Here is a 17,172-nt window from a genome sequence, read left to right as displayed (position 1 = left end):
AAGCCGCGCAATTGATATTGTGCGGCTTGTTTAAATCGCACCCATAAAAAAACGCCTGACGATTCAGGCGTTTTTTGCATCAAGGATGTTTAAATTATTTATTTAAACCTGCTTGCGCCATGACTTCTGTTGCGAAATCGATTGTTTCGATTTCAACGCCTTCGCCTAATTCAAAGCGAACGAATGCAGTCACTTTCGCAGATTTAGATTTCAACAATTTGCCAACGCTCATGTCTGGATCTTTGATGAATGCTTGACCTTCTAAAGTCACTTCTTCTAAGTACTTACGAATGCGGCCTTCAACCATTTTTTCTACGATGTCAGCTGGCTTACCAGATTCAGCCGCTTGTGCTGAATAGATTTCGCGTTCTTTTTCTAACAATTCAGCAGGCACTTCTGATGCATCGATGCATACAGGGTTTGCAGCTGCGATGTGCATGGCAACATCTTTTGCTAACTCTTCATCGCCGCCTTGTACTTCAACGATTGCCGCGATGCGACCACCGTGAACGTAGCCACCGATTGTACCGGTTGCATTCAATACAGTTAAACGACGTACATTCATGTTTTCGCCGATTTTAGCGATCAAACCTTTACGCACTTCATCAACCGTTGAACCATTTAATGGTTGTGCTGCCAATTCTTCAACTGTGTTGACATCATTGTTCAATGCAATGTCAGCTGCGTCGTTTGCAAATTTCAAGAAGTCTTCGTTTTTAGTCACAAAGTCTGTTTCACAGTTCACTTCTAAAATTAATGCTTTCGTACCGTTTTGACGAACCAACAATAAGCCTTCAGCTGCAGCACGATCAGATTTTTTATCTGCTTTTGCTAAACCGTTTTTACGCATCAAATCGATCGCCGCTTCCATGTCGCCGTTCGTTTCAGTCAATGCTTTTTTACAATCCATCATTGCTGAACCAGTACGTTCACGGAGTTCTTTAACCATTGCAGCAGTAATATTTGCCATTTTAAAACCTCATTAAATTAATGAATATCACTAAAACAAAAGCGCCCAATCAACCATCTGTTTGCTCGGGCGACTTTCATTTAACGCTTTGAAACAATCTATGTTTGATTATGCTTCTGTCGCAACTTCAGTCGCTTCTACATAACCGTCTTTTTCAACGATTTCAGAAACTAATTTTGCGTTAGAACCACGACCTTCGATCACTGCATCAGCTGCTGCTTGTGCATACAATTGAATGGCACGGATCGCATCATCGTTACCTGGGATTACATAGTCAACACCTTCAGGTGAGTTGTTTGTATCCACAACAGCGATTACAGGAATACCCATTTTACGAGCTTCTGCAACGGCATTTTTTTCGTAGCCAACATCGATTACGAACAATGCATCAGGAATAGATGGCATGTCTTTGATACCGCCAAGGCTGCGCTCTAATTTTTCTAATTCGCGAGTCAATAAGATGCCTTCTTTCTTCGTTAAACGCTCAATTGAACCGTCTGCTTTCATCGCTTCAATTTCACGTAAACGCTTGATAGAGTTCTTAACAGTTTTGAAGTTTGTCAACATACCGCCTAACCAACGGTGATCAACGTATGGTTGACCTGCGCGAGTTGCTTCAGCTGCAACGATTTCTTGCGCTGCACGCTTAGTACCAACAAATAAAACGCGACCATTTTTTGCAGCGATGCTAGAAATTACATTCATGGCATCTTCAAATAAAGGCATTGTTTTTTCTAAGTTGATGATATGAATTTTTTGACGTTCACCAAAGATGTAAGTTTTCATCTGTGGATTCCAGTAACGAGTTTGGTGACCGAAGTGAACGCCAGCTTCAAGCATATCGCGCATTGTAACGTTTGACATATTGATTTCCTTTGAAATTTAGGGTTGAGCCTCCAAGCATATTTAAGCGGACTTTACAGCACCCAGCACTTAAACAGTTCAGCTTGTGAGTCGTTGAATAAAAAATACTTCTAGTTTTTGCCAAAATGAGCAAAAGATAGAAGCACGGCTTTATACCATGTGAGGCAAAAAAAATCAATTTCTTTCAAACAATAAGGGGTAATTAAACACCTTTTGCCTGACTACAAGATTGGCACTTTTCATGCTAGACTACACACATCAATATTTAAGGAATGTGAGTATGAATTATAAAAATGATTGCTTCATTAAAGCACTTTTGCGTGAGCCAACCCATCGTACACCTTGCTGGATGATGCGCCAAGCGGGTCGTTATTTACCTGAATATCGCGCAACGCGTGCGAAAGCTGGCAACTTTATGAATTTGTGCATGTCGCCTGAATTGGCCACAGAAGTCACATTGCAGCCCATTGACCGTTTCGGTTTTGATGCGGCCATTTTATTTTCTGACATTTTAACCATTCCTGATGCGATGGGTATGGACTTAACCTTTGTGGAAGGCAAAGGCCCGATCTTCCAAAAACCTTTAACCACAGAGGCACAAATCAAACAATTGCCAAAAGTGGGCATGGAAGAAGAGTTAGGTTACGTGATGGATGCTGTGCGCATGATCACGAAAGAACTTGACGGCCGCGTGCCTTTAATTGGTTTCTCAGGCAGCCCTTGGACACTTGCAACTTACATGCTTGAAGGCTCAAGCAGCAAAGAGTACACCAAAATCCGTGGTTTAATGTATTCAAACCCTGCCCTTTTACACACGTTGCTTGATCAATTGAGCGATGTGATCATCGATTATTTAAATGCACAAATCGTCAATGGTTGTGCTGCTGTACAGATCTTTGACACTTGGGGCGGCTTACTCAGCAAAGAGTGCTACAACGAATTCTCTCTGCGTTACATGAAGAAAATTTTAGCAGGCCTCATCAAAAACTATAAAGAGCAAGAAATTCCATCGATCATCTTTACTAAAAATGGTGGTGCATGGATCTCTGAACAAGCGAACAGCGGCGCAAATGCCATTGGTTTAGACTGGATGACAGATTTATCCCACGCACGCGCATTGGTGGGCGATAAAGTGGTGCTTCAAGGCAATATGGATCCTGCGGTATTGCTCAGCAATCCTGACGTTGTGCGCGCTGAAGTGAAAAAAGTTCTCGATAAGTTTGGCGTGGGCGGCGGTCACATCTTTAACTTAGGTCACGGTATTTTCCCTGGCATTGACCCTGAAAACGTCAAAGCAATGGTGGATGCAGTGCGCGAATTCAGTCCTGCCTATCACTAAAGAGAGTCACGATGCAACATGACAAACATTGGAGCGATGATGTAGAAATCTTCTCTTCAGGTGCCATCGTGGTTCGCATAGAACATAAAAGCTTTCGGTATTTACTGCTGAAAGCTTATAACTTTTGGGATTTCCCAAAAGGTCAGGTGGAATCTGGTGAAAGTGCCATAGAAGCAACCATTCGTGAAGTGGAAGAAGAGACCACCATTACGGACCTCAACTTTCGCTGGGGGCAAGAGTTTTATCAAACCCCCGCTTATTTTAAAGGTAAAAAAATTGCGCGCTATTATTTAGCCGAAACCCATCGTCATGAGATCTCGCTCCCCGTTAATCCGGAGCTCGGTCATCCTGAGCACAATGATTGGATCTGGGCAACCCGATCACAAGCCCTAAAATTGGTCACCCCGCGTGTGCGTGAAGCCATTTATTGGTCTGATCTTTTTTTAGCCCATGATCCTAGAATTGTATAAATGCGATAATTATCATGCTGTACACAAATTTATTTTACATTTATCCTAGTGTATAGTATGAAAACAGTAGCTCTATTACGAATGAACGGAGAATTACGAGATGGCAGCACCACTCACAAAAATCGTATGTATAGATGATGATCAGGACATCCTGAGCATCATCGAATTTTCTTTGTCTGAGGTTGGTGGTTTTGAGGTCTTAGCTTGCAATTCTGGCGCTGAAGCATTGGCTAAAGTGGATGCATTTGGGCCCCAACTCTTCTTAATTGATGTGATGATGCCCAATATGAGCGGCCCTGAATTGTTAGTGGAATTGCATAAGCAACCACAATACGCTTCAACCCCCGCCATATTTCTCACCGCAAATGCCAACTTTGCCGCCTATTCAGAGGCTAAACCGCCAAAACTTTTAGGCGTGTTAACCAAGCCTTTTGATCCGATGCAGTTGCCTGAGCGCATCCAAAAACTTTGGGATGAATTCATGTAATGAGGAATCAGACAATACTCTCAGTATTGCGTGATGCAGGACAATATTTCCACACCTATTCAGGCAGCACATTTGTTGTCTTGCTAGATCGCGTCGAGCATTCCGATGCCGCCTCCATCGCAGAAGACTTAGCGTTTTTATGCGCCCTTAACATCAAAATCATTCTCCTTGTCCCACCGATGCCGATTGGCAAAGCTGTGGTGATTGAGTCTGAAGAAGCCCTTGAAAAGTTAGTGATCGAAAGCCAAATTGCCCAGCGCAAAATGGAAACATTGCTCACACAAGCGTTTCATCAATACCGCATCACCACCAGCATTGTCTCTTGCAATGCGGTGACAGCGCGCCCATATGGCATTCATAACGGCGTGGATTTTGGCTATTTTGGTAAACCTCGCAGCATCAAAGGTGATGCCCTGAACAATCTCCTTGGCCATGCCCAATGCATGATGGTGCCAACGTTTGGCTATGCCTCAACGGGGGACACGTTCATCATGGATGGCTTAGAGATGGCAGAACGCATCGCAAGCCATTTGCAATGTGAAAAGCTTCTGATCTTGACAGAAAAAGCGCCAATTCTCCCACGAGAAATGAATGCGAATCTTGCCAAAGTCTTGATGCATGATGAGGCCTTATCCGACAAGCACAAAGCCATTTTGAGTCTCAGCATTCCTGCCATTGAAAGTGGCGTGGAGCGCGTGCACATTTTAAATGCCGCCACAGAAGGCGTGCTCATTTATGAGCTATTGACCCGTGATGGCGTCGGCGCAATGATCACCAATGAACCGTATGATGAGATCAAACCTGCGGAAATTGGGGACATTCAAGCCCTCAAGCATTTAATGCAACCCTGGGAAGACAATGGCACATTGAAAAAGCGCAGCATCAGTGAACTTGAAAAAGACATTGAACACTTTTTCCTCATGTTCCGTGATCATTCATTGATTGGTGCGGTGGCTTATTATCCTCATGCGGAATCAAAAACGGCTGAGCTTGCCTCGCTTTTAGTGCATCCTGATTATCGCAAAGCAAAAAAAGCCAATGCCCTGCTCCATTTTATTGAGCAAAAAGCCTTGGCCGATGGTTTAGATTCACTCTTTTTATTGACCACACAAACTGCGTTGTGGTTCATGGAAAATGGCTTTCAGGTGGCAGACATTGATCATTTGCCCCCGAAAAAGCTTGCCGAGTATGACTATACTCGCAATTCAAAAGTGCTGATCAAGCCGTTACGCTCGCACCCATAACGATACATTCGACTCTTTGGTGTTCATTTCACGATGAACACTGAAGCCTTCGATTGCCTCGATTTTCATGGCAAGGCTGCGTTCAATCACCAAATATCGCACTGATGCAAAGTGTGGGGAGGCTTGCAATGCCGTCAAGGCATTGGTTAACAGCTCTGGCAGGCCAAAGGGCGGATCTAAAAAGATCACACCATATGCTTGCCTCAAAGCTGCCACTTGCACCGCATCTTTATTAAGGAGCTGATAGCGCTCACGCTCTTTACAAATGCTCATCACATTTTGTTTGAGCATGGCAAAAGCTTCGCGATCTTTTTCCACAAACGTCACCGATTTTGCACCGCGTGAGAGTGCTTCCATGCCAAGGGCGCCGCTGCCTGCAAAAAGATCTAAACACGTTTGCCCAATGATGATCGGTTGTAACCAATTAAAGAGCGTTTCACGCATACGATTGCCCGTTGGGCGTAAACCCTCTTTGTCCATCACGGTTAATAAGCGTGAACGATAATCGCCGCCGATGATGCGAATGGTGTGAGATTGTGTCTTTTTCATTACGGTGCCAATGTCTGTTTTTTGTGAGATTCGATCCATTCAAACGTCGCATCATTGAGCTCTTGTACGCTCTTGCCTTCGCTTTCAATCAATGGACCAATGGTGACTTCAATGGTGCCTGGTTTCTTTAAAAGCTTACCGCGCGGCCATGCACAACCTGAGTTATGGCTCACCGGCAAAATGGGTGCTTTTAATTTAGATGCCACTAAAAATGCACCATTTTTATAAGGAATCGATTGATCCGGCGCAACGCGCGTCCCTTCTGGAAAAATGATGAGGGGAATGTGATCGGCTAAGCGCGCTTTGGCGCTGTCAATCATCATTTTTAGCGCTTTTTTGCCTTCAGAGCGATCGATTGCCACTGGGTTTAAACGCTTCAAACCTTGTCCGAAAATCGGAATGCGCAGCAACTCTTTTTTCAACACAAAGCAGTACACCGGAAAAATCACCGGATACAAAAAAGTCTCAAAGGTGGATTGATGGTTAGAGATGATGATCGCAGGGCGATCTTTGAGTAATGCAATGTTCTCAAGCCCATTGACCTTATATTTGACCCCCGCGATGATGCGTAACAGCGTTAAGGCCAAACCACACCATGCGCGAATCAAGGGATAATATTGGCGCTCAGGCATGAAGTATGACACTAAAATCATAAATGGGATGAAGATTACAGCGATCAAAATCAATGTAATGAAATAGAGTAACGATCGAATCCATTGGATCATATCAATTTTCCTAATAACGCTTGAACAAAAGCAGCTAAATTGGGATACACCGCGACATTTTGATGTTGTGCCAAGACTTTTGCTTGCTCGCTTTGCCCGTAACCTGTGGTGACTAAAATCGGCGTCACTCCTGCATTGAGCGCCGCTTGAACATCACTGAGTTTATCGCCCACAAAATAGGTGCGCTCACCTGCTTGAATACCAAACTCAGCTTTCAATGCATTGAGCATGCCGGGGTTCGGCTTATGGTCAGGATGCGTGCGCTCTAGTGCTGGGCAATAATAAAAAGCATCGATGTGTGCGCCCACTTTCGCGCACTCTCGATGCATTTTTTCCGTGATGCGCATCAGCATTGCTTCATCATACAATCCGCGGCCAATGCCACGCTGATTGCTCGCAACACCCACTTTAATGCCCGCTTGATTCAACGCTGCAATCGCACGCAACGATGACGCAATGGGCAACCATTCCTCCGGGCATTTGATGTAATCGGGGCTATCATCATTGATCACCCCGTCACGATCGAGCATCACTAATCGTGGCAACATTTTAGATGTCTTGCAACAAAGATAAATCCGCCATGTTTTTAAAATATTGGCGAATCAAGTTGAGCAAATGTAAGCGATTTTCACGCACCGCTAAATCATCACACATCACCATGGTTTCTGTAAAGAACTGGTCTAATGGCGCTGCTAATGTGGATAAATGCGACAACGTTGCCACATAATCATGCGCTTGCATTGCATCTTTCAAGGCAGGCTCAATGGATGAAATTGCTGCAAACAATGCCTTTTCAGCATCTTCTTGCAACAAGGCAGCATCGACAGTCATGGCCGCTTGATCTTTTAAGTTTTTCGTTAAAATGTTCGAGATGCGTTTATTCGACTGAATCAAGCTGTGGGCAGCATCCGTTGTTCTAAATGCGGTGATCGCACGAAGGCGACGCAAAATATCAAGCGGATTGTTTAAATCAAGGGCAGAAATCGACTCAAATGTATCGTGCGCAATGCCAAGCTCTGCCGTATAGGCTTTCATGCGCTCTAAAATATAGTTGAGCACTTTCTCTTCCACATCATCTTTTTGCAATGCTTGTGGCAAGTTCATGAATGCAACATTGATGAGATCTTTTAAGTCTAAATCAATCTCTTTTTCAATGGAGATGCGCAAAATACCCAAAGCCGCACGGCGCAAACTGTACGGATCGCGTGAACCGGTTGGGATTTGACCGATGGCAAAAATGCCCACGATCGTATCTAAACGCTCTGCAATCGCTAAGGCTTGGGCTTCTTTTGATTCAGGCAAACGGTCACCGGCAAATTTTGGCCAATACACTTGCTCTAAGGCATGAGCCGTGCGTGCATCTAAACCTTGTTCAAGGGCATAATATCGACCCATCGTGCCTTGTAATTCTGGGAATTCTTGCACCATGTTGCTCAATAAATCAGATTTATATAAGCTTGCCGCTTGTGCTGTAATCTCAACATCTGCACCGATTGATCGAGCAATCACGGCACTTAATGCCCCAACGCGATCCGTTTTATCTTTCTGTGAGCCCAACTGTGTTTGGAAAATCGTGGTGGCTAAACGGGGCAAATAATCTGCCAATGGGATTTTTTTATCTGAATTCCAGAAGAAATCCGCATCGCTAAAACGAGGACGAATCACGCGCTCATTCCCGCTGATCACCTCTTGTGGATTTTCGCTTTCAATGTTGCTCACAAAGCAGAAATAGCGCGTCAACTTGCCATCTTTATCCACAATTGGGAAATATTTTTGATTGTCCTGCATCGTGGAGATCAATGCTTCTTGTGGCACATCTAAAAAGTGTTCTTCAAATTGTCCCACCAACACAACTGGCCATTCCACAAGCGCCGTCACTTCATCTAATAACGCTGGCAACATAATCGCTTGACCATATTGTGCGGTGGCTTTTTCCACTTGTGCCACAATCGCCGCTTTACGGTCATTAAAGTTCGCCATCACTTTGCCATCGTTTAACAACAAGGCTTCATAATCACTCGGTGCATTAATGGTTAAAGTGCCTTCTGAATGAAAACGATGACCGCGAGTGGTGCGACCAGAAGTGACGCCCATGATTTCTGTTTCGATCACATCATTGCCATACAGCAACACAATCCAACGCACAGGGCGCACAAATTCAAATTCATTGGACTCCCAACGCATTCTTTTTGCGATCGGCAATTTATTGAGGGCATGGAGCAACATTTGTGGCACCAAATCCACTGTTTTTTGCCCTGAAATGGTTTCAGTGTATGCAAACCATTCGCCTTTATCGGTGGCAACGGTTTGCAATTCGCTCACATCCACGCCACAACCACGGGCAAAGCCTAACAATGCTTTGGTCGGTTCACCATCTTTCATGCCTGCTGAGACTGCAGGACCGCGTTTTTCATTCACATAATCGGCTTGCTGATCCATCAAGCCTTTAATCAATAAGCCAAAACGGCGCGGGGCAGCGAATACTTCACAAGCATCAAATGATAATTTCGCTTGTTGTAATTCTGCTTCGATCAATCCTTTGAAATCATTGGACAATGTGTTTAAAAACTTTGGTGGGAGCTCTTCGGTCCCAATTTCAATCAATAAGTCTGCTGTGCTCATGCGATCTCATCCATAAAAAGAAAAAACTATAATCCCTTAAGATTATAGTTTTTTAGTTGATTCGGTCAAAATTTTAACCAATTTTTGCAATTGCGGTCTCTAAACGCGCAAGCGTTCGCTCTTTACCCACGAGCATTAAGGTCTCATCTAAGTTTGGAGACTGCGCGCGGCCAACGATCGCTGTGCGTAGTGGCATGCCAATTTGTCCCATTTTGATGTTCATGGTTTTTGTTAAGGCTTTCATTGCACCTTTTAATTCTGCAGATTCCCAAACATCAAGCGCCGCTAAATCATCTTTGAGCGCCATCAATACAGGTTTACTCTCTGCGGTTAAATGGTGGGCAACGGATTCTTCATCATATGTTAATTCTGTCACATATAGGTACTGAATCATTTCGGCCAGTTCCACCATTGTTTGACAACGGGCAACGTGGGCTTTCACCGCTTCGGCTAAATATGCCATGTCTGTGGGTTCAATGCCTAAAGCATTTAAATAAGGCACCAACAATGTAGCTAAATCAGCGGGATCTTTTTCAATCATATAATGCTGATTGAGCCACAATAATTTACTGGTGTTAAAGGCGCTCGCGGCTTTGTTCACATCTTTTAGATCGAACAATTCAACCATTTCATCCCATGAGAAAATCTCTTGATCCCCGTGTGACCAACCTAAACGGATTAAGTAGTTCAATACCGCTTCTGGCAAATAACCTTCATCACGATATTGTGTCACGCTCACCGCACCATGACGTTTAGACAATTTTTGGCCATCATCCCCTAAAATCATCGCAACGTGTGCATATTGTGGCACAGGTGCATTTAAGGCTTTGAGGATATTGATTTGTCTTGGCGTGTTGTTGATGTGATCATCCCCACGCACAACATGTGTGATGCCCATGTCCATATCATCGATCACGACACAGAAATTATACGTCGGCGTACCATCTGGGCGCGCAATGATCAAATCATCTAATTCACTGTTTTGGAAGGTGATGGTGCCATGCACTAAATCATCAAAGCTTGTGGCGCCATCAATCGGGTTACGAAAACGCACCACAGGTTTAATGCCTTCAGGAATGGCAGGCAATACTTTACCGGCCTCAGGGCGCCATTTACCGTTATAACGTGGTTTTTCTTTGTTCGCTTCTGCTCGGTCACGCATCTCTTGTAATTCTTCTTGCGTACAGTAGCAATAGTAAGCGGTGCCCGCTTCTAACATTTCAGCGATCACTTCTTTATAACGATCAAAACGTTTGGTTTGATAAAAAGGACCTTCATCAAAATTTAAGCCCAACCAGTTTAAACCATCAATGATGGCAGCGACTGCTTCAGGGGTTGAACGCTCTAAATCCGTATCTTCAATGCGAAGCACTGTTTCGCCTTTGTTATGGTGCGCATATAAACAGGAATAAAGGGCAGTTCTCGCACCACCGATGTGTAAATAGCCCGTTGGAGAGGGTGCAAATCGCGTTCTAACTTTCATACTCATTTACTTTCTCGATTAAAATTGAACCTGCACATCAGCCATTCATGAATGGGCGCACAGGTATACATTAAAAAACAAACATCCTTCATTATACGCTTGTGAGACAATATTTCATTATTCCGAGCGTTTTAAGCGGCTTGCGATCCATAAACCTAATTCAAACAATAAGATGGTCACACCGGCAAACGCCACTTGAGATAAAACATCGGGCGGCGTCACCACAGCAGCCACCACAAAGGCGCCAATGATGATGTAAGGGCGTTTTGCTTTGATGTCCTTTGCGCTGATCACATCCATCAACACCAATAAAATGATGGCCACAGGCACTTCAAAGGCCACACCAAAAATGAAAAATAGACGCAGTACTACGGATAAATATTGTCCGATGTCGGTGGCCATCTCAACGCCATCGGGTGTTGTGCCCACTAAAAACTTCACCATCAAGGGCATCACCGCATAATAAGAAAAGAGCATGCCCGTATAAAAGAGCAAAATACTTGAGGCCAATAATGGAAACACCAAGCGCTTCTCTTTTTGATAGAGCCCTGGGGCAATGAAGCGCCAAATTTGATACACCACCCACGGCACCGCTAAGAAAAATGAGAGCCATAAGGTCAATTTAATCGGCACAATGAAGGGGGAGATGAGTTCTGTCGCGATCAATTTACTGCCCGCAGGCAATGCATTGATGAGCGGCTGGGCAATGAAGGTATAGATGTCATTTCTAAACCAAATCAAGCAAAAGAAGATGACGAAAACGCCCAATAATGCACGCAAAATGCAGGTTCTCAACTCCATCAAATGTTGAATGAGTGATTGTTGATTGAGGTTGTTATCTGTTGTGTTCTGATCTGTCATAACGCTAGGTTCTATTTAAAAGCAGTTCTTGAACCATTCTTGAGCCGGACACACCGACTAAAAGAACGATGAAGGCAATGAGCGCACACTTCGCCGCAGGTTTACCGCGCAATCCTCTAAAATGATGCAGCGCTAACAGTGTCACAAAGAGCACTAAAGAGACGATGGATAAAATCGAGCGATGGATGAACTGGCGGTCAAACCAGAGATCGGAAAATGGCAAGGCCGTCAATAAACTCAATGACAACAATACCGCACCAATGGCCATCAATTGAAACAACCATTTTTCCATGCTCATCAACGGTGGCAAATGGCTAAAAAAGTAGCCCGTGGGATTTTTCAAATAACTGTGACGCAGCACAATGATCGCAGCTTGAATCCCCACCACCATCAACACTGCATAAGCAATGATGGATAAAATGATGTGCAAACTTAAAATCGGGCGCGCGCCGCTCAAAGTGAGCTGCGAATGATAACTTTCTGACACCACCAAAGAGATGATGGCCAAAACCATCGCCACAATGGTCAAATCCGGATGCTTACGAGCATTCGGGAGCATGATCATCAACATTGCTAAAATCGTCAGGGAAAATGCATTGGCCGCCCCGATGTTGATGGCGCCACTGCCGATGGTTAATGCATGACTGAGCATCCAAGCATGAGAGATCACGCCAATCCAAGCAAAGGCGAGCGTGACATTGATGCTCTTTTTAGGCAATTTGCCCTTCACCCAGCACACCATACCCAATATTGCGATGAGGTAGCAGGCAATATTCACGATGAAAAGTAGCGTATTCATAACTTTATCTGTATCAACATTGTTGAAGAATGACTTTCAAGGAATGCCTAATTAAAGTAAACTAGGCGGCTAATAGACTATAATACACTAATTTATTTCATTTCTGAGGCATTATGTTTGAAAATTTAAGTGATCGTTTGCGCCAAACGATGAAATCGCTTCGCGGACAAGCAAGATTAACGGAAGACAACATTAAAGATGCTTTGCGTGAAGTGCGCATGGCGCTTTTAGAGGCGGACGTTGCCTTGCCAGTGGTGAAATCTTTCATCACTCGCGTCAAAGAGCGCGCCGTAGGCCGTGAAGTTCAAGGCAGTTTGAATCCAGGGCAAGTGCTCGTTAAAGTGGTGCATGAAGAACTCATCGAAGTGATGGGCGCTGAAAATGCAGAGCTTGATCTACGCACGCAGCCGCCAGCTGTCATTTTAATGGCAGGCTTACAAGGTGCGGGTAAAACCACCACCACAGGTAAATTGGCCGCTTTCTTAAAAGAGAAGAAAAACAAAAAAGTGATGGTGGTCAGTGCGGACGTTTATCGCCCTGCCGCGATCGAGCAGCTGAAAACCGTTGCGGGCAAAGTTGGCGCAGAATGGATTCCATCCGATGCTTCTGAAAAACCTGTCGACATCGTACTTCGTGCAAAAGATTGGGCGAAAAAAAGCGGTGCGGACATCCTTATTGTGGATACCGCGGGCCGTTTACACATTGATGAAGTGTTGATGGATGAGATCAAAAGCATTCATGCAGCCGTTGAGCCAATTGAAACGCTCTTTGTGGTCGATGCGATGACGGGTCAAGATGCCGTCAATACTGCTAAAGCCTTTGATCAAGCCTTACCTTTAACCGGTGTGATATTAACGAAAGTTGATGGTGATGCGCGCGGTGGTGCGGCATTATCTGTGCGCCAAATCACAGGTAAACCGATTAAATTCATCGGTATGGGCGAAAAATTAGATGCCCTCGATCCTTTCCATCCTGACCGCATGGCGTCGCGCATTTTAGACATGGGCGATGTGTTGAGTTTAGTGGAAGAGATTCAATCAAAAGTTGACCAAAACAAAGCGGCACAATTAACTGAGAAATTCAAAAAGAATCAACAATTTGATTTAGATGATTTCAAAACCCAAATGGAGCAAATGCTCAACATGGGCGGCATCAATACCTTCTTAGACAAATTGCCGGGCATGGGCGACATTTCACAAAAAGTGAAAGATAAAGCCGATGACTCAGTATTCCAAAAGAAAATTGCCATCATCAACTCCATGACGCCAAAAGAGCGCAAAGATTACAAATTGCTCAAAGGCCCTCGCCGCATGCGCATTGCCAACGGTTCTGGCTGTGATATTCAAGATGTGCACCGTTTGGTCAAAGAGTTCGAACAAATGCAACGCATGATGAAAGAGCTCAAAAAAGGTGGCATTGGTAAAGTGATGCGCACATTCCAAGGCTTAAAACAATTCATGCCCAAATAAGGAGATGTGGCAAACATGAGTGAAATGAAAGATTCTGCCCTCAATCAACAGTTGTATTCCGTGCTTGAAAAAACATTACAAGCAGGCGTCATTGAGCAACGCAGAAAACGCCGTTGGGGCATTTTCTTTAAAATCTTGTTTGCCATCTACTTTCTTTTTGTGATTGCGCTGATCACCGCCGGCCCAATGCTGGCCGATCAGCAAAAATATTTAGATGACAACGGTGAGCCTTTAACGGCTTACACCGCTGTGATTCGCATTGAAGGCGAGATTGCCGCATCCACAGATGCCAGCGCAGATCAAATCATCTCTGCCCTGAAAAAAGCCTTCAATGACCCAAAAGCCACAGCGATTGTGCTGCGCATCAATTCAGGTGGCGGATCGCCCGTGCAAAGTGGCTATGTGTATGATGAAATCAATCGTTTGAAAGCCTTGCACTCTAAAAAAGTGTACGCCGTGATTATGGACATTGGTGCATCGGGTGCGTATTACATTGCCTCTGCGGCCGATGAAATTTACGCAGATCGTGCAAGTTTAGTGGGTTCAATTGGCGTCACTGCTGCATCCTTTGGGTTTGTGGATGCCATGCACAAACTTGGTGTTGAGCGCCGTTTATACACATCTGGCGAGCATAAAGCCTTTTTAGATCCTTTCTCTCCACAAAATGCGTTGGAAACTGATTTTTGGAAAAATGTACTCAACACTGTGCACCTTCAATTCATCGATGCTGTGAAAAAAGGTCGCGGGGATCGCTTACAAAACAATCCTGAACTCTTCAGCGGCTTAATTTGGAGTGGTGAACAAGCGCTGCCTTTAGGTTTAATCGATGGCTTAGGCTCCACAAGTAGCTTAGCGCGCGATGTGATTAAAGCCCCTGCTTTGGTGGATTTCACTGTGGAAGAAACAGGGCTCAGCCGTTTTATGAAAAAAATTGGCACACAAGCTTTGACAGGATTGTTTACCTCTGCAAACACCGTGCAATTGCGATAATCTCCCTAAAAATGCGACTAATGGCTGATGTGTACTACACTAACTGCATTCCGCTCATTTAGGTCAAATAAAAACTATGGAAAAATTTTTCATGCGCTGCATCCATCAAACCGATGGTGAAGCCCTTGCTAAAAAACTCGCAAAAGTCTATGTCATGGTGCATTTAAAACTCAACCATACCCACTATGTCCGTGAGGAAAATGACGCCACATTAACAGAATTGGCCCATCATCTTGTGAGCAAGGTGGAAAGCAAAGCCGCCCAAACCAATGGGCGACATGCTGCAATTTTATCGGCGCTCTATTTAACAGATGATCCGATGATCTAAGCATAATCCGCACGCGTGCGGGTCATGGATAAGCCAACATAATCCGTAAAATCAATGGCATTGGGCTTTTTGAGCTCTAAATACAATGATTGTGTGCCATAGGTGGTGAGCACATGCTCAGCAATCGTTTCGGCCAATGTTTCCACCAATTGAAACGATGATGACTCAATCAACGCTTTGACGCTTTTTGAAACTTTCTCATAATCGAGCGCATCTGCAATGTCCTCAGTCGAGGCGGGCTTTTTATTGTCCCACGCCATTTCAAGCGAAATGATCACAGGCTGCTTAGCCACGCGCTCAAAATCATAAATGCCAATGATGGCCTCTGCCTTCAGATTGCGGATGATGACTGTATCCATATTCTAACCTTTTTTAAATGAATCAATAACGGGCTTTAGGATATGATCCCAAAATTTTCAGCAATGATGCCCGATTTTCAATTTCATTCAAGGCTTTTTGTACTTTAATGTCCGCTTGGTGCCCTAAAATATCAATATAAAAGAGGTAACCCCACATGGTGTGTTTCGCAGGGCGCGATTCGATGCGCGTCATCGTCACACTGTGAGCGGACAAAGGTTCGATCAATTGATTGAGCAAACCTGGGCGATCATTGGCCGACACAATGAAGGTGGTTTTATCATCGCCACTTTCAGGCACTTGCTTGTTGCCAATGACCAAAAAGCGCGTGGTGTTTGAGGTATCATCTTCAATGTAGCGCGCTAAAATCGGAATCTCATAAAATTTGGCCGCTTCTTCACTTGCGAGCGCTGCCGATGATTGTGGTTCTGCTTGTGATTGCTTTAAGGCTTCCACATTTGAATGACACGCGATGCGCTCTGCATTTGGCAAATGTTTATCTAACCAACCGCGGCATTGGGCTAAAGATTGCGGATGGGCAAAGACTTTTTTCACATCTTGCACCGTTTTGGCACTTGAAATTAGGTTCTGATGGATGCGAAGCGTTGTCTCCCCACAGATGGACAATGGCGTTTGCGCAAAGCAATCGAGCGTTAAATTCACCGCGCCTTCCGTTGAGTTTTCCACAGGCACCACCCCAAAATCCACCTGCCCTGTTTCAACGGCTCTGAACACATCTGGAATGGTGGCTTGTGGCACTAAATCAGCCGATCCGCCAAATTGCTTTTTCGCGGCCAATTCAGAAAATGTCTTCTCTGGGCCTAAGAACGCAATTTGTAAGGGTTTTTCTAAAGATAAACAAGTGGACATGATCTCGCGAAACAGTCGCGCAATTTCAGCATTTGGAATGGGTCCTTGGTTTTTCTCCATATAATTGGACAAAACTTGTGCCTCACGCTCAGGGCGATACATCTCAGTATCACCGCTCGCAATCTTAATGGCACCGATGGCCATCGCGTGCGTTGCGCGTTCATTCAATAATTTCAAAAGCTGTTGGTCGATACGATCAATCTCTGTGCGATGTGTTGCGATGGTGGACATGTGATTCTCTAATAATTGTAATGGGTGAATTCTCAACTTTACAAATTCCACAGATAAAGTCAATCACTCCGAAGATAAGCTATAAAAACTCTTTTTTTCTTGTATAATGTTTAATGGTGGCAGGTAACTTAAAAAGGGTGTATTCGTGGCTAAAATACTAATTGCGGATGATTCAAAATTACAAAAATTAGAAATTGCAAGATTCTTAAAAAAGTTAGGGCATATCGTGCTTGAAGCTCAAGACGGTTTTGAGGCCATTGATTTGGCCAATGTTCACCTTCCTGACTTAATTTTACTGGATGTTGTCATGCCATCTTGCAATGGTTTTAGTGCGTTGCGCAAAATTAAAAGCAATGAAAAAACACAACATATCCCCATCATGATGGTGAGCACCAAGAGCGAGGACATCGATAAAATCTGGGCGAGCAAACAAGGTGCGGTCGGATATATCACCAAACCGATTGATTTTGTGCTCTTAGAAGCTGAAATCAACAAGAACTTGTAATCATTGGAA

At 44.3% G+C, this 17,172-nt stretch carries 19 protein-coding genes; 8 read left to right on the top strand and 11 right to left on the bottom strand.

Going from position 1 to position 17,172, the window contains the following annotated elements:
* Window positions 1–94: 94 nt before the first annotated feature.
* Entirely contained in the window at window positions 95–970 is an 876-nt protein-coding gene (tsf, locus tag B9T10_RS09905) for a translation elongation factor Ts (RefSeq protein ID WP_008316080.1), read from the bottom strand.
* A gap of 108 nt (window positions 971–1,078) precedes the next feature.
* Window positions 1,079–1,834 carry a 30S ribosomal protein S2 gene (rpsB, locus tag B9T10_RS09900; protein ID WP_008316079.1) on the bottom strand — a complete coding sequence of 252 codons (756 nt, stop codon included), beginning with the start codon at window positions 1,832–1,834 and terminating at the stop codon, window positions 1,079–1,081.
* A gap of 280 nt (window positions 1,835–2,114) precedes the next feature.
* Between rpsB and hemE the strand changes: the two genes are divergently transcribed.
* The 4 genes from hemE (at window position 2,115) to argA (ending at window position 5,374) form a co-directional block, all read left to right on the top strand.
* Entirely contained in the window at window positions 2,115–3,173 is a 1,059-nt protein-coding gene (gene hemE / locus B9T10_RS09895; RefSeq protein WP_008316078.1) for a uroporphyrinogen decarboxylase, read from the top strand.
* Window positions 3,174–3,184: 11 nt separating this feature from the next.
* Window positions 3,185–3,643, top strand: a complete 459-nt coding sequence (locus tag B9T10_RS09890; protein WP_008316077.1) for an NUDIX domain-containing protein — start codon at window positions 3,185–3,187, stop codon at window positions 3,641–3,643.
* A 100-nt stretch (window positions 3,644–3,743) separates the two neighbouring features.
* Window positions 3,744–4,130 carry a response regulator gene (locus tag B9T10_RS09885; protein WP_008316076.1) on the top strand — a complete coding sequence of 129 codons (387 nt, stop codon included), beginning with the start codon at window positions 3,744–3,746 and terminating at the stop codon, window positions 4,128–4,130.
* Entirely contained in the window at window positions 4,130–5,374 is a 1,245-nt protein-coding gene (argA, locus tag B9T10_RS09880; protein ID WP_246782193.1) for an amino-acid N-acetyltransferase, read from the top strand. The genes B9T10_RS09885 and argA overlap by 1 nt, the downstream gene beginning before the upstream one ends.
* On the opposite strand, the gene rsmD is transcribed toward argA, so the two are convergent.
* The 7 genes from rsmD to B9T10_RS09845 all read right to left on the bottom strand — a co-directional run bounded on the left by rsmD (window position 5,357) and on the right by B9T10_RS09845 (window position 12,413).
* Window positions 5,357–5,923, bottom strand: a complete 567-nt coding sequence (gene rsmD / locus B9T10_RS09875; protein WP_246782192.1) for a 16S rRNA (guanine(966)-N(2))-methyltransferase RsmD — start codon at window positions 5,921–5,923, stop codon at window positions 5,357–5,359. The genes argA and rsmD overlap by 18 nt on opposite strands.
* Window positions 5,923–6,648, bottom strand: coding sequence for a lysophospholipid acyltransferase family protein (locus B9T10_RS09870; protein WP_063503851.1), 726 nt, complete (start codon window positions 6,646–6,648; stop codon window positions 5,923–5,925). The genes rsmD and B9T10_RS09870 overlap by 1 nt, the downstream gene beginning before the upstream one ends.
* A complete protein-coding gene (gene gmhB / locus B9T10_RS09865; protein WP_008316072.1) occupies window positions 6,645–7,196 on the bottom strand; it encodes a D-glycero-beta-D-manno-heptose 1,7-bisphosphate 7-phosphatase in 552 nt (183 codons plus the stop codon). The genes B9T10_RS09870 and gmhB overlap by 4 nt, the downstream gene beginning before the upstream one ends.
* A gap of 1 nt (window position 7,197) precedes the next feature.
* Window positions 7,198–9,270, bottom strand: a complete 2,073-nt coding sequence (glyS, locus tag B9T10_RS09860; RefSeq protein ID WP_094538376.1) for a glycine--tRNA ligase subunit beta — start codon at window positions 9,268–9,270, stop codon at window positions 7,198–7,200.
* A 73-nt stretch (window positions 9,271–9,343) separates the two neighbouring features.
* Window positions 9,344–10,753: a glutamate--tRNA ligase gene (gene gltX / locus B9T10_RS09855; protein ID WP_063455423.1), complete on the bottom strand. Its 1,410-nt coding sequence runs from the start codon at window positions 10,751–10,753 to the stop codon at window positions 9,344–9,346.
* A 117-nt stretch (window positions 10,754–10,870) separates the two neighbouring features.
* Window positions 10,871–11,614, bottom strand: coding sequence for a twin-arginine translocase subunit TatC (gene tatC / locus B9T10_RS09850; protein ID WP_008316067.1), 744 nt, complete (start codon window positions 11,612–11,614; stop codon window positions 10,871–10,873).
* Between the two features lie 4 nt (window positions 11,615–11,618).
* Window positions 11,619–12,413: a cytochrome C assembly family protein gene (locus tag B9T10_RS09845; RefSeq protein WP_233491635.1), complete on the bottom strand. Its 795-nt coding sequence runs from the start codon at window positions 12,411–12,413 to the stop codon at window positions 11,619–11,621.
* 113 nt (window positions 12,414–12,526) lie between these two features.
* Here B9T10_RS09845 and ffh point away from each other — a divergent pair, with 113 nt between their 5' ends.
* The 3 genes from ffh (at window position 12,527) to B9T10_RS09830 (ending at window position 15,200) form a co-directional block, all read left to right on the top strand.
* Window positions 12,527–13,882, top strand: a complete 1,356-nt coding sequence (gene ffh / locus B9T10_RS09840) for a signal recognition particle protein (protein WP_008316063.1) — start codon at window positions 12,527–12,529, stop codon at window positions 13,880–13,882.
* 15 nt (window positions 13,883–13,897) lie between these two features.
* The gene (locus B9T10_RS09835) at window positions 13,898–14,872 is read left to right on the top strand and encodes a S49 family peptidase (RefSeq protein ID WP_094538375.1); all 975 of its coding nucleotides are present in this window, start codon (window positions 13,898–13,900) and stop codon (window positions 14,870–14,872) included.
* 76 nt (window positions 14,873–14,948) lie between these two features.
* Window positions 14,949–15,200 (top strand): hypothetical protein, encoded by a 252-nt coding sequence (locus B9T10_RS09830; RefSeq protein ID WP_008316059.1) that lies wholly within the window; start codon window positions 14,949–14,951, stop codon window positions 15,198–15,200.
* Here B9T10_RS09830 and folB read toward each other — a convergent pair.
* Together folB and pheA are read right to left on the bottom strand one after the other, a co-directional pair.
* A complete protein-coding gene (gene folB / locus B9T10_RS09825; RefSeq protein WP_008316058.1) occupies window positions 15,197–15,559 on the bottom strand; it encodes a dihydroneopterin aldolase in 363 nt (120 codons plus the stop codon). The genes B9T10_RS09830 and folB overlap by 4 nt on opposite strands.
* A 22-nt stretch (window positions 15,560–15,581) precedes the next feature.
* Entirely contained in the window at window positions 15,582–16,658 is a 1,077-nt protein-coding gene (pheA, locus tag B9T10_RS09820) for a prephenate dehydratase (RefSeq protein ID WP_008316057.1), read from the bottom strand.
* 145 nt (window positions 16,659–16,803) lie between these two features.
* On the opposite strand from pheA, the gene B9T10_RS09815 reads away from it, so the two are divergent.
* On the top strand, window positions 16,804–17,163 hold the full coding sequence (locus B9T10_RS09815; protein WP_008316056.1) for a response regulator: 360 nt from the start codon (window positions 16,804–16,806) through the stop codon (window positions 17,161–17,163).
* Window positions 17,164–17,172 lie beyond the last annotated feature (9 nt).

Origin of the sequence: Wohlfahrtiimonas chitiniclastica, from assembly GCF_002252325.1 — a bacterium.
In the GTDB taxonomy this organism is placed as follows: Bacteria; Pseudomonadota; Gammaproteobacteria; order Cardiobacteriales; family Wohlfahrtiimonadaceae; genus Wohlfahrtiimonas; species Wohlfahrtiimonas chitiniclastica.
The sequence above is the reverse complement of the archived record's forward strand: the minus strand, read 5'-3'. Positions and strand labels throughout refer to the sequence as shown.